Here is a 13,368-nt window from a genome sequence, read left to right as displayed (position 1 = left end):
TTCATTCCTTCCTTTGTTGTTTCCAAGCGTTAACTAAGTGAGAACAAGTACTTCTAATAAATGGCATTGGGTCATTCCATGCAAATAGGGCGAACTCTTTTTTTCCCTGAAAACCTTTATAAAAATCAATAAAACTCATTTCTTTTCTTTTTCGTTTTTGAAGAAAAGTCAGGTAATATCTCACTAGATATATCCATTTAATCCCGTCTATTTGATAGAAGATGGGCTCGGGACTTTGTTTAGTTAAATATAAATAATACATATAGACAAAATTAATACCAGAAGGTTCTGTTAAGCTATGTGTTAGCCAGAAACGTGGGTTTATTTCAATGAATTTGTAAATACCATCTCGAGGATCCTTTTTGAATTCAGCCATACCAATGCCTTTAAGTTCAATTTCTTCAAAAAAGGGTAAACATATATCGAAAAGCTCTGGAACTCGCTTACTTATAATATGTGCACCCGTTCCAAACTCTGCAGGAAATTGGTGATTTTTTTGTAAGGAGAATAATGCCATTAATTTCATATCGTCATCATAGAAAGTAGCGACTTTATAAAAACAATTATCATCTCCAGGAATAATTTCTTGAATAATTAGCTTTCCATATTCCCTGTAGGTCTGGTAATCAGCTTTTAATTGGTCTAAATCATTTATTAAGATAGCTTTTTTGTTAATGTTTTTTCTGAATTCATGGCCAAGAACTGGCTTGAGGATACAAGGAAAATCAAGATTAGCAATCGCTTCTTCAAAGTGGTCTTCATTTTCTACAATATAGGTTTTAGGACATGCGATATTATGCTTTAAAGCCAATTCATATGCCTTCTCTTTGTCTAAAACTTCTTCAATTAAAGAGTGATCTGGAAGTAAGAACAAAAAGTATCTAGACAGTACTTTGCGGTTTCTTGAAATAAAAACAATATAATCATCAGAACCTGCATATAATATAGGTTTTTTTCCTATGCTTTGGGAAAGGTTGATTAAAAACATAAGCAATTCATTTTCTTCGGTTAAAGGATTGGGACATATATTACAAGTCGCTAAACGGGATTTTCCTATCTTATAAGCTCTCTCTGTATCAAAAGCATATATTTTTATCCCTTTTTTAGATAAACTTCGGATTATTCCAACCCCATTTGCACTCAAATCAAGTACAACTGCACAATGTTCATGTTTCATAAGGTTTAGCCACCTTTAAAATTTATTATATATACTTTCTATTTTTCTTATCATTCCATCTGTGGTTAGGTGTGTCTTGGCAAAATTGAATGCATTAGTACTAGCTTTATCTCGAGCTTGTTTATTAACAATGAAAAATCTTAATGCTTGTGCTAGTTCTTCTGTATTCCCAGGTTCAACAACGATTCCTGTTTTACCATGTTTAACAATTTCCGGAATACCACCGCAATTTGTTGAAATTATTGCCGTCCCACTATGCATAGCCTCAATAATCGCAATTGGTAAGCTATCGTTAATTGTTGGAAGTACAAAAATGTCTGTTTTGCTTAAAATATAAGGTACATCGTCTCTTGAACCTAAAAAATTCACCATAGGTAAATCTAAGGAATGCACTTGTTTCTCTAAAGTTTCTCTCATTTCACCATCACCAACTATTAATACTTCAACATTATTTGTATATTGCCTAATATGTGATAATGCACTAAGTAAATAGTTATGCCCTTTTCTTGGTCCTAATCTAGCGACACATGTAATTACAAGTTTTTCTTGGTGACCCAGATTTTTCTTGTAGTATTTTTCTGGATAATTAATACCTGTTATTACTGTTGTCATTTTTTCGTGTTTTGCTCCTAATTCTGTTAATGAATCACGGAACGAGTCACTAAGAATAATGAGCTGACTAGCAAACTCTATTGCTTTCCTCTCTAGCTCTTTATAATAGGTTTCTTCAATAGAACCCTTTTCCATTAAATTGAATTTTAATCTCTTGAAAGTAAACATTCCGTGAGGGGTGAAAAATAAAGGCTTGTTGTAATTTGCATTAAATCTTCCTAGAATATTTGCTGTAAATATATCCTGTGCATGAAAGATATCGTATTTCTCTAGATCTATTTTTTGAAGCATCCGTTCATATACATATAAGAGACGACTATTAGATAAGATTTTTTTATCATAACTTCCATATCGTCTAAGGAAGAATTCCTTTAATTTAGGAGTAATATCTTCTCGTAAATTTTTTACTGTTGCACTGGGGAATAGATTAGGGGAGATAACATCAACTTTGTGGCCTTGTTTTCTTAAACCTTTACTAAGCTCTGTAATATAATTGGACAATCCTCCTATATGAGGGTAGTCCCAAAATGTAGCGATTAGTATAGTGAGTTTCTTTTTTGAGGGCCGTTTTTGAGGGCTTTTATTTGTTCTATAGTCTTCCCTAATTTTCACTGACGGGAGGTTAGGTTTATAGTATTCATCCATTTTTTCAATGATATAAGGGTAAGGGAAAATAAGATCTCTTATCATTTCCAAACCCTTCTTATCACTTCAAAAGCTTCCGCATAAGGCACACCAATAGTCATGCCTCGAACTCTGCCTAGATGTTTAACTCCTTCGTAGGAACGGGGGTGAGGGAAATTTCGCATTTCAACGTCATAATATTTAAGTGCACTAATTTTAGCATCAATATTACTTGTGATATCAACAAAATAATTTGGTTTAAATAGGTTATCAGAAGTTGAGGCATTCCATTCACTAGAGGATACAGTTTCAAATGTAATTAACTCTATTGGTTCCTTATTAGGGAGTGGTCTAGTTGCTGTTAATACTGCCTTAAATGTAATTTGATGATCAAGATTTAGATCACCATAATGATGGGTGAATATTTTACTAGGTTTATATTTTTCGATCAATTTTTCAATTTCCTTCGTTAACAAATGAAGAGGAATTGATTCTAACTCTAAATTGGGATGCCCAAGGAATATTACTTCATCAATACCAAGCTGCTTGTTTGCGAGCTTTCCTAATTCTTGAATGTGGTGTGCTTCTTCTTTTCTTCCTAAAGCCACAACGATTGAAATTACCTGGTGGCCTTCATCTACAAATCTTTTTAAAGTTCCTGCTGTTCCTAATAGTTCATCATCAGGATGAGCTCCAATTACTAATATACAATCTCTCATTTTCTTTCCTCCTGGTTCCGTATTATATTTAATATATGAAGTACTTGTACCTTTAGAAACTGTCATTGGCGGAGAACTAATAGTTATAAATTTAGAAATTTCCTCGAGGACAGTAACTCAGAACGATTGTATATTTTTAAATTTTCACATAACAAATAATTAATTATGAGTGGAAAAGGGAAGGAAATTGAAAAACGTTCGTTCTTAAACAATGGTTTAAATGATATATATATGTGCTTTTTTATAAGCACTAAATTAACGCGAGGAATATGTAATTTTTCTTGGTTCTCCCTTAATTAGTCTAGGAGCACACAAAAAAAGCCAGGGCTCTTCAAACCTATGGCTTTTTAATCCACTTACATAAAAATTAAATTTAATTTTGGCGCGAATCTTATGGTATAGTAGTTAACCCTTATTTAATCACTATATCCAGAGATACGCTGCTTAAAAAGGAATTTTGTGATACCAAATTAAATGGTATTTTAATACAAATATTATCAATATACTTATAATAACATGCTCAATTTTATATATTTTTGTCTAATCATTAAATTGTTACTCCTTATAAATTTTATAAGGTTAGATTATTCTAAAGAAAGGTCCTCATCGATGTTAGCCATAGGAGATGTTACCGGAACAGTAGCAACTACAATATTAGTTAGTCCATCAATTACAGAAATTGTATTTTCTACTTCATGTGTCACATAGATCTGATTATTGGATGAATTAACCTCTATACCGGTAGGCTGATTTCCTACAGGAATAATAGCCATTACAGTGTTTGTTATTGCATCAATTACAGAAACAGTATTACTTCCCCTATTTGAGATATAAATTCGATTAGTGGCCGAATTTATACCTATACCAGACGGTTGAGATTCTACTAAGATCGTGGAAATTACAGTATTAGTTAACCCATCAATTACAGAAACGGTATTCTTAAATTCATTTGTTACGTAAATTCGATTGATATATGGATGGACATCTATATCAGTTGGATAAGTTTCTACTGAAATCGTGGAAATTACAGTATTAGTTAACCCATCAATTACAGAAACGGTATTACTTCCCCTGTTTGAGATATAAATTCGATTGATATATGGATTGATCCCTACACCGGCCGGTTGAACTCCTACTGGAATGATAGCAATTACAGTATTAGTTGCCCCGTCAATTACAGAAACCGTTTGGCTCCCCCCATTTGTTACATAAATCCGATTGTTATTTGGATTCCCATTTAGGCTCACTGGCTGATGCCCTACAGGAATAGTAGAAACTACATTATTTGTTGTTGCATTAACGACAGAAATTACGTTATTATTCTCATCTATTACATATAGCTGATCGTTAGAAGCTCCACTATCGCTAAAATTAACATTTATTTTTTTTGCTTTCTTCGCCATTTTCACCAACTCTTTTCATAATTACTGTAAGAAAATTGTTGAAAACATAAGGGGAATATCTTATGTATAAATATATGATATTATTATTTTTTTATTATTCAAAAAAATAACTTGACCTTATTATAAGATAAATTTCTCCACATATACTTTTACCCCTATATTGGATATGATATACCCCTGGCATCATTTTAAAACTTATAATATTTGGAAATAAAGGTCGAACTCAGGAGTTTCCTTTTGTGCAGTAAATACATATAGTATTATGGCAAATATCATGAAAGGAGCAGGTAACTTGAATAATTCAAACCAAAAGCCCGGGGAAACCCCTAACAAACTTATGGAATTAATGATGCTAAACATTCTTCAAAAACACGGTATTACAAAAGAGAGTGTTAAAGGGAAAGTAACTGATGAACAAAAACAACTAATCTTCGATTTATTAGAAGAATTAAAACAGCAATCCGGTTCCCTTGTTGATAGGGCCAAGTCCACTTCTCCAAAAACGAAACCAAAGTAATTCCGTTTCTTCTTAAAAGCGCCTTTTTTAGGCGTTTTTTCTATTTTAAAATTGGACATAGGCTCATAGGGTTTAGCCCAATCTTATTCATTCAAAAAATCATATATTATTTCATATAAGGAAAGGAGTGTTAATCATGCCAACTCATAAACGCTATGAGTCTCGTGAAGTAAAGAAAAGAAGTAAAAAGAAACATTCTGATCATGACCACAAAAGTCGTTTCGAATTAGAAGAGGATGATCATTTTTCCCATTTATTTGAAAGCGATAATCATTTTGAGGACGAGAGTAAAGAGGATGCAGTTATTGAACAAGAAGCAGATGCATTTTCATTTGTAGATCAAGAATCTACTGAATTAATTTGGATTAAGGATTCATGTGACATTGAAGTTACTACAACAGATACTCAGGTAGCTGTGCAGCTTCAAGTTGCTATCCAAGTAGCTCTTGGAGTAGTAATTTCCATTCTTTCCGCTAATGTTGCAAACTCTGAAGTTATAGCTCAAGACTTACTAGCACATGCTAACCTTGAGCAAACTAACAAACAAAAAATTGTCATTGTAAATTCAAAAGATGTCAAAATTACAACAACTGATGTAGATGCCGCTGTAAACATTCAGGTAGCAGTTCAAGCACTAATTGCAGTATTTGTTTCTGTCCTTAGTTCTTAATTCTTATTTAATTAAAAATTTAAAGAGGTGAAATAGTATGGGTGAACAAAAATGGAGAGCACTAGACCATTGTAAAACTGGAACACATAATGGAGCAGTTATCGATCAGGATGCAGAAGCAGCAAGTTCAATTGAACAACAATCCTTTGAATGGATTATTGTTAAGGATTCTGAATGTGTTGAAGTAAACACAACAGATGCACAAGTAGCGATACAACTACAAGTTGCTATTCAGGTAGCTATTGCAGCCGTTGTAGCCATTCTCACAAGTAATGTCAATCAGGGTGAAATTGTAGCTGAAGAAATGACAGCACTATTAGGGACTAAACAACGGAATAGTCAAAAAACAGTTATTGAAGGATCAATAAATGTAAAAGTTAATACAACTGATGCAGATGTTGCTTTAAATATTCAAGTAGCAATTCAAGTGTTAATCGCAATATTTGTTTCTCTACTTAGCTCATAATTATGAGTTATTTTTTTAACGCTACAAATTAAAATAAAGAGATAATCGTAATAATCTTGGATTTTTTTATCTATTAAGAGGTTACTAGCAGAAAAGGAGAGGGATAGTCTAAAAAACGGTTCCCTCAGTTAATAGTTTTAGAGTACACCAGAATTATATAGAGTTCTAAAGATTATTACGTCATATTTAAACTCATGGATATATTTAGCTAAATTTATTCGTTATTTACTTTCCTCAAAATGGAAAAAAGCACTTTTCTTGTGGAAAGTGCTTTTTATATTTTATAGATAAAATTATTAAATGGGAGAATTAAACAATTCTAGTATTTAGATTCACCATCTGAGGGGAAAAATGACAAGATTTTTATTTAGTATTAGTCTGAGTAAGCAATACCATTAAAACTCTCTGGTCCCACTCTCACGGTTCCTAGGAGATTTGAGCCGATAAATGCCGTATAGACTAAAAGGCCAGAAGCCGGTACAGGGATGTTAAAATCAGAAGCCGTGAAGGTGAAAAGTTGGGGACCTAATAGATTTATATTTAAGGATTCTGAAGAGGAATAAACGACAGGGTCAGTGAGGGCAGTTCCTCTGACTATTGTAAGAGTAATAGTTGTTGCTGCAGGTAGAAGAGGTAATTGGCAAGCAACTGTCCCGCTTAATTGAGTACGAATAGGACCTGTGGCTCCTGAAACATTAAGCCCAATTTGTCCAAATAATCCCGGTTGCGAGAGAATAGTAATAGGAATAGAGATAGAGTTAGCAATGCTAGCATTTTGAGATGTTCTAGCATCTAATAATCTAGTCATGTAATGACCTCCTTTCTATATTATTTATTATTATATGACAAGTAAGTCTTTATGCTTGGACAAACTAATTAGTTTAGGTACAAGTTCAAACCTTAATCAAAGGAATAGAATTTAATCAGTTATACTTCCCTAGATAAAATTTACATACATTATTTAATATCATTAAGAAGTTAAAGTACGTATGAGTTACCTTATAAATAATTATTTTTTATTTGAGTTGCAAATACTATAATAAAATTTCATAAGGTAAGATATTTTTTATACAAAAATTAAATTAGGGTGTCGCCGTATTAGTGACAATAAACTTATAAAAGTATCAATACCCCCGTTATTGGAATATTTATAATCAGTACCTTGTATAATGGAGGTTATTTTATATTATGAAGGATATTCAAGTCATTTTACTGGGTTATTCTAACTCAAATGCATTACAGCAGGCCTTAACGTCTTTAAATCTTATTATCAATCGGGTAAAAGAGGTCGTAGTTATAGATATACCTGACTTTTTGTTAAAGGTAGCTGATTCTTTTACTACGCATGTGAAAATCGAATATGTGAAAATAAACAACAATAGTTTGGGAAAGGTATTAAATAATTATATTAAAGAGCTATCTTGTGAATATGTTTTATTTCTTTACGACCAGGATTATTTAAATTCAAACATAACAGAGATACAATTAGAGTTAAACAATGAAAAACAAGTGATGGCTTATCAAAGTACAATTAAAAATATAACAATTCAACGGCCTTTTTTTGTAAAGACGTATTTCTTAAAACAAAATATATTTTTTCAGGATAACGAAGTTCCTTTTAAAGAAGCCATATTACCTTCATGGCTATCTGTGGTTAGTCATTATCACCTTATACTAGAGAATAGGGGTATTATTAGTCAGTACTCTAAAGATGCTTCTACAAGTAATGTTGAAAAAATAAAATTTATAGAAAAGTATCAGTTAAAAATACCTAATCAAACAGCTCAACCCTCCGTCGCAGTAATGGTATCAAATTATAATATGGCTAACTATGTAGGAACTGCTATTAATTCATGTTTTCTACAAAGTAGTCCACCAGATCAGGTATTAGTAGTTGATGATGGCTCGACTGATGAGTCTTATAAGATTTTAGAAAAATGGATTTACCATCCTAGATTTAAACTTTTAACTAAAGGGAATGGTGGAAAGGCCAGAGCTTTGAATGAATTACTCCCATATATTGAGACAGATTTTATAGTTGAACTAGACGCTGATGATTGGCTAGATCCTGATGCGATCTTTGTTATCAGAGATTATTTAAGGAGCTTAGCGAACGATGTTGCCGTTCTCTACGGTAATTTAAGAGCTTGGAAACAGGTGAACCCAGAGAAAGTAAAATACAAAGGTATTAGAAAAGGAAGCCAAGTGTTTAATAAAATGGAATTGCTCTCATATACGTTTCCTTTGGGCCCTCGCATCTATCGGACATTGTCTTTAAAGGAGAATAAAGGATTTCCGATTATAGACTTTGAGGATGGTCGTATGTATGAAGACGTTAGTATATTAAATCATTTACTAAGAGAAAATCGTTTACTATATAAAGATTTTACAGTTTATAATGTGAGAGAGCATGAATTAAGCATCACAAAAAAAAACCCCTCCAGTTGGAGCGATTTTTTAAAATTGCTTAATTAAGCAACTGGAGAAAAAGTAACAAAGTTAATTGCAGGGATAGATATAGTTAGTGGAGTAGTAGTAGTACCATAACCATATCCAACCGTCTGAAGGATAGTAAGAAGGTTACCTGTAACAGAAGTAATAATTCCTTCCACAAAACCATCAGACATAGCAATTTCTACTGGTGTCCCAATACGTTTTGTTAATTCTGCAGCTAAAAAGCTTTCAAACATATAATAAACCTCCTCCTTAAAGTGATGCTACTGTTTCAATTTTGCTTAGATTTACAAAATTCATCGTTCCATCACTTTCGACTAAAACAACATAATCTGATAGAACGGCAAGTAAAACTCCTGTAAGTGTCTCGTACTCTGTTGACAATTGTACTGTTTGGTTAAGACGATTTGTTAAATCATTACGTAGAGCGTTTAAACTAGGTAGAAGTCTTAGTCTTAGAAGATCAATTAAAAGGTTAGTAGTCGCTGTAGTGGTAGTGTTTAGAAGGCCAGTAGCAGTAGCAGTCGTAGTGTTTAACAGGTCAGTAGCGCTGGCGGTAGTAGTGTTTAACAGATCAGTTACATTAGTGGTAGTAGAGTTCAAAAGATTAGTGATTAAAGAAGTATCCACAAGGCCATTAGTATTTAAAGTGTTAAGGAGCTCAGTTACATTAGTTGATGAATTAGCAGTGTTTAACAGATTGTTAGTTGTAGAAGTCGCTGTAGTGGGTAAGGTTTGTAATGTCCCAAGTAGGTTGAGTAACCTTGCTTTAGCTTCACTTGATAGTGCCAATATAATCATCCTTTCTTAATTGCATTTTTTTACATTATTGTCTATGTTTTATAATATGCTTATCCGATTTTTTCGGTGCTCAGCATTTTAATTATTTTAGTCAGGGGTTGAATAATCTTTTATGTGTATTTGAGGGGTATATGCAAGAGAGAAGTGTATTACAAATGTTCTGTGTTTATATTTAAATTTTTTAGTATGAAGAATAAACTTAACAATTTGTTTTGGTAAAGTAACTTTTAGACTGTGAATATATCAGGTATTGACTGCTCTAAGGTATTGTTGTTTATCAACTTTCTTTTGCTATATATTCTGTGATTAGTTGCGTAAGAGTATTTTTATGGCGGTCAATGACGACTTTATTTTCTTCCTTAATAAAGGAAGCATATTTTTTAGTGCCCATATTTTCATGGATTCTAGATAATAAAAGCGGTTCGGAAAGATAATGAAGATCAAATTTTTGAATGATTCGCGCCCATAAATCATAGTCATGAGTATAAAGAAGTGTTTCATCAAAAAAGCCTACAGAAGTAAACACATTTTTATTTATCATTGTAGAACAGCCATTAATAATGTTTCCCTTGCTCATTTGTTTTAGTACTTCAAGCTTATTTGAGGGGTGAAATCCTATAGGAGGAGTTATAATATTACCTTTTGCATTAATAGCGTAGTAATTTGTATGGCTAAAAAAAGCATTGTTTATAATCATGAATTCTAACTGGAGAGCAATCTTTTGTGGATAATAAATATCATCTGAACTAAGCCAGCATATATAATCTCCGGTGGCCAACTTGATACCCACATTTAAGGCACTTGCTGTTCCCCCATTTTCTTTTTCTGTATATATAATTTTATCTAAATAAGGAACGATCTTTTCTTTATATTGAGTGGATCCGTCATTTATCACGATAATTTCAATATCATTGTAGGTTTGATTTAGTAAACTATCCAATGCATGACTAATAAATGGACAGTTGAAGAAAGGTACAATAACAGATACTTTTAACATATTTAATTCTCCTTTCAGATAACATTAAGCTTATTACTATCCTATTTGATTATTCTTTTAGCTCCAATACCTTATTAAATAACATTCCATTTATTAAGATATGAAACATATTTTAAATATGAAATGGATATTCGTTAGATTAATTTAGTTAACCATTTAAAGTGGATAAAAATTTTAATTTAATAATATTAGTAAGTTAAGTAAAATAGCAGTTCAATTTATGCATATTATTTATTAGAGTAGTCTTTATTATCTTAAGGTTTAATATCTAATCTATACTTTTTGTTTTTAAATTAATTTACTAAATGGGGGTAAGAAATGAATATACTGTTTGTATTCTATGTCCCAAGTGGTGGCGTAGAGACTTTAAATCGTCAAAGGTGTAAGGCTCTTAAGAAACATAATATTAATGCCCACTGTCTCTATTATGAAAATAGAAAAAAGACAATAAATGATCATGGCACTCAAACGTTTGTAACAAATGAAGACAGGGAGATAAAAAAAATATTAGATGATGGAAATTACAGTCTCATTGTGATCGTTTCAGATTTCCAAGCTTTACCTAGATTTAGATCACTAGGTTATCGGGGAAAGATGATTATAGAAATACAAGGATACGGTCCAAAAAGCACCGCAAGAGCTGCTCTTACAAATGCTGTGCCTCTTGTAACTAAATACGCTTCTGGTTTCCTTAACCCTAAAACCCCTCACATTATGCAGCTGTTAGATGAACTTTATCCTTCCTTCCCTGTTTTTAGTTTTAACAACTGTTTTGATACCAATCAGTTTTCATACCGATCCGTACCTGAAAGTCATACTCCACATATTGCATGGATTGGACGAATTGAAGATAATAAGAATTGGAGAGAATTTTTAAAAATAGGCAGTGAATTAGTTCATAATTATAATTCAGGCATACAATTACATATGTTTGAAGATCCTACTATAAGTGAACCAAAAGAAAGAGCTGAATTTAAAAATTTAATTAAAGAATTGAATTTAGAGGCAAATCTTCTGCTTCACGCAAATGTCCCTAACAATGAAATGGCAAATTACTTTTCAATGATCGGTGAATCTGGTGGCTTTTTATGCTCTACCTCTAAAGTGGAGGGAGCACCTTATTCGCTTCTTGAAGCAATGAGCTGTAAGTGTCCCGTATTGACGACAGACTCTGATGGTGTAAAAAGTTCAATTATTCATAATCAAACGGGAAAATATTATACGTTAGGTAATATTGATGAAGCCGTTAAAGAAGCAAAAGAGTTGATAATGGATTCTCAATTAAGAGAGTACATACGTAAAAATGCTCTCCAGCATGTAAAGATAAACTTTAGTCCGGAATTATACTGTACAAATTTTATTGCTATGATTAGGTCCCTTGGAATATGATAATAAATAAAATACCAGAGCCTTTACAGGCTCCGGTATTTTATTTAAGTTGGATTTTCATTTTCTGTTTCCAAACCTTTAGCCTGTTTGTACAGTGACAGAACATTATTAACCATGGTATCAAGAGACCATCGCTCTTTCGCCCATTCCTTAGTACAGACAGCCAGTTGTTTGCGAAGAATATCATTTTCAAGTAAATATCTTAACTGATCATATAGTTCATGGATGTTTCCAACAGAGGAAACTAACCCGCTTCTACCGACCTCAACCATTTCAGGTAAACCTGCCGTATTGCTTACAAGAACCGGTAAACCTGCGAGTTGAGCTTCCATGACAGAATAAGGCTGGGTATCATGTATACTAGGATGAACAAAAATATCTGCCTCTCTGAGAAAATGAGCAACATCATTAGAGATTCCTAAAAATCTAATGTGGTTACTAAGCTCTAAACTTTGGCATTGTTCTTGCAACTCCGCTTTCAATTCTCCTTCTCCGAGTATCCAGCATTCCCAATCATCTCTATCCTCTTTTAAAAGCGCAAGTGCATCAAGTAGATGATGAACACCCTTTAAATAAACGAGCCTCCCCATAAACAGGATAATTTTCTTTGCCTTTTTTGGTCCAATAATAGGGCATTTCATAGAATCTTCTTGAAAATTTTTAATATCTAATCCGTATGAAAAAATCATTATTTTATCCGGGGAAATAGAAAAGTTATCTATAATATTATTACGCATCCAAAGCGTAGGACTATGAATCAAATTACTAGATTGATATCCTAGACGTTCAAGGGTTTTATGGTATTGATATTCAAATGTATCTTGCAGTTGTTGATCAGTTTTTTTTCGATGCATGGTCTTAAGGGTAAAGAAAATATCTCTTGATAGGTTACCCAGTGCACTAGTAACAAGGGGAATGCGTGAAGGTTTAACCCTACTTATAGCTCTTGCTGCTGTTACATCTAGTGCATGAATAATGTCATATTGTTGGAGATTATAATATGCTGCTGATAGTTCCAAGCTATAACGAAATATTTCAACATTATATATCCAGCTGTTTATAGGTAATGAAGGCATCTCTGTTACGATCTTTTCTTTAATATAAGGAGAAATATCATCAATTTCTATTTCTGGTTCTTGCCCTATAATTCGATATTTGGTTGTATCAGGAGTATGGCTGAGTACATCGACAGAATGCCCCAAGTCTTCAAGAGATTTTTTGAGTAATGATACAAACGTCCAAACTCCCCCGGTATAGGGGAGTGGATAATAGGAAACCAATAAAATCTTCATTTATAATCATCCCTTAATTGTTTTGCATATATTTTGGTGTTGGGTGTGTAAGTTTATAACAACATTGTAGAAAGCTAGACTAGCTTACTGAGTATATTTAAAAATTATATTTATAACCTGAGGATCAGGAATTTTATAGTCTGGATGCAATTTGGTTTTTATCCCATCTAAGAAATCAGTAAGATTTTTATCAAATGATGAAGTAGTTTTGTCTTTCATTTATTATTAATTCCCTTCTTTCTTAAAA

The 13,368-nt window shown here is 32.6% G+C and carries 14 protein-coding genes; 5 read left to right on the top strand and 9 right to left on the bottom strand.

Features of this window, described 5'->3' with window-relative positions:
• Position 1: 1 nt before the first annotated feature.
• From AC4NPH_RS27285 to AC4NPH_RS27270, 4 genes are all read right to left on the bottom strand, one after another.
• Positions 2 to 1,177 carry a carboxylate--amine ligase gene (locus tag AC4NPH_RS27285; protein ID WP_098239797.1) on the bottom strand — a complete coding sequence of 392 codons (1,176 nt, stop codon included), beginning with the start codon at positions 1,175 to 1,177 and terminating at the stop codon, positions 2 to 4.
• 15 nt (positions 1,178 to 1,192) lie between these two features.
• Positions 1,193 to 2,479 (bottom strand): glycosyltransferase family 4 protein, encoded by a 1,287-nt coding sequence (locus AC4NPH_RS27280; RefSeq protein WP_098314842.1) that lies wholly within the window; start codon positions 2,477 to 2,479, stop codon positions 1,193 to 1,195.
• Positions 2,476 to 3,132 (bottom strand): PIG-L deacetylase family protein, encoded by a 657-nt coding sequence (locus AC4NPH_RS27275; protein WP_097813219.1) that lies wholly within the window; start codon positions 3,130 to 3,132, stop codon positions 2,476 to 2,478. Before AC4NPH_RS27275 ends, AC4NPH_RS27280 begins: the two co-directional genes overlap by 4 nt.
• 584 nt (positions 3,133 to 3,716) lie before the next feature.
• A complete protein-coding gene (locus AC4NPH_RS27270; protein ID WP_029319737.1) occupies positions 3,717 to 4,535 on the bottom strand; it encodes a YncE family protein in 819 nt (272 codons plus the stop codon).
• A gap of 292 nt (positions 4,536 to 4,827) precedes the next feature.
• Here AC4NPH_RS27270 and AC4NPH_RS27265 point away from each other — a divergent pair, with 292 nt between their 5' ends.
• From AC4NPH_RS27265 to AC4NPH_RS27255, 3 genes are all read left to right on the top strand, one after another.
• Entirely contained in the window at positions 4,828 to 5,052 is a 225-nt protein-coding gene (locus tag AC4NPH_RS27265) for a hypothetical protein (RefSeq protein WP_255286043.1), read from the top strand.
• A 136-nt stretch (positions 5,053 to 5,188) separates the two neighbouring features.
• Entirely contained in the window at positions 5,189 to 5,722 is a 534-nt protein-coding gene (locus tag AC4NPH_RS27260; RefSeq protein ID WP_074684246.1) for a spore coat protein, read from the top strand.
• 37 nt (positions 5,723 to 5,759) lie between these two features.
• Entirely contained in the window at positions 5,760 to 6,188 is a 429-nt protein-coding gene (locus AC4NPH_RS27255) for a spore coat protein (RefSeq protein ID WP_074684247.1), read from the top strand.
• Between the two features lie 373 nt (positions 6,189 to 6,561).
• Here AC4NPH_RS27255 and AC4NPH_RS27250 read toward each other — a convergent pair whose 3' ends face one another.
• Positions 6,562 to 6,996, bottom strand: a complete 435-nt coding sequence (locus AC4NPH_RS27250; protein WP_029319746.1) for a hypothetical protein — start codon at positions 6,994 to 6,996, stop codon at positions 6,562 to 6,564.
• Positions 6,997 to 7,376: 380 nt separating this feature from the next.
• Here AC4NPH_RS27250 and AC4NPH_RS27245 point away from each other — a divergent pair, with 380 nt between their 5' ends.
• Positions 7,377 to 8,663: a glycosyltransferase family 2 protein gene (locus AC4NPH_RS27245; protein ID WP_098314844.1), complete on the top strand. Its 1,287-nt coding sequence runs from the start codon at positions 7,377 to 7,379 to the stop codon at positions 8,661 to 8,663.
• Here the strand turns inward: AC4NPH_RS27245 and AC4NPH_RS27240 are convergent.
• The 3 genes from AC4NPH_RS27240 to AC4NPH_RS27230 all read right to left on the bottom strand — a co-directional run bounded on the left by AC4NPH_RS27240 (position 8,660) and on the right by AC4NPH_RS27230 (position 10,440).
• Positions 8,660 to 8,878: a hypothetical protein gene (locus AC4NPH_RS27240; protein WP_074684250.1), complete on the bottom strand. Its 219-nt coding sequence runs from the start codon at positions 8,876 to 8,878 to the stop codon at positions 8,660 to 8,662. The genes AC4NPH_RS27245 and AC4NPH_RS27240 overlap by 4 nt on opposite strands.
• A 16-nt stretch (positions 8,879 to 8,894) precedes the next feature.
• On the bottom strand, positions 8,895 to 9,443 hold the full coding sequence (locus tag AC4NPH_RS27235) for a DUF2642 domain-containing protein (RefSeq protein ID WP_253203264.1): 549 nt from the start codon (positions 9,441 to 9,443) through the stop codon (positions 8,895 to 8,897).
• A 277-nt stretch (positions 9,444 to 9,720) separates the two neighbouring features.
• Positions 9,721 to 10,440, bottom strand: coding sequence for a glycosyltransferase family 2 protein (locus AC4NPH_RS27230; protein ID WP_074684252.1), 720 nt, complete (start codon positions 10,438 to 10,440; stop codon positions 9,721 to 9,723).
• 318 nt (positions 10,441 to 10,758) lie between these two features.
• Between AC4NPH_RS27230 and AC4NPH_RS27225 the strand changes: the two genes are divergently transcribed.
• A complete protein-coding gene (locus AC4NPH_RS27225; RefSeq protein WP_097813213.1) occupies positions 10,759 to 11,829 on the top strand; it encodes a glycosyltransferase family 4 protein in 1,071 nt (356 codons plus the stop codon).
• Positions 11,830 to 11,873: 44 nt separating this feature from the next.
• Here AC4NPH_RS27225 and AC4NPH_RS27220 read toward each other — a convergent pair whose 3' ends face one another.
• Entirely contained in the window at positions 11,874 to 13,121 is a 1,248-nt protein-coding gene (locus AC4NPH_RS27220) for a glycosyltransferase family 4 protein (RefSeq protein WP_098197421.1), read from the bottom strand.
• Positions 13,122 to 13,368: the final 247 nt, after the last annotated feature.

Source organism: Priestia sp. MDV22-iso46, from assembly GCF_058629175.1.
Note: the sequence above shows the minus strand (reverse complement) of the source record. Positions and strands in the feature narration are given on the sequence as shown.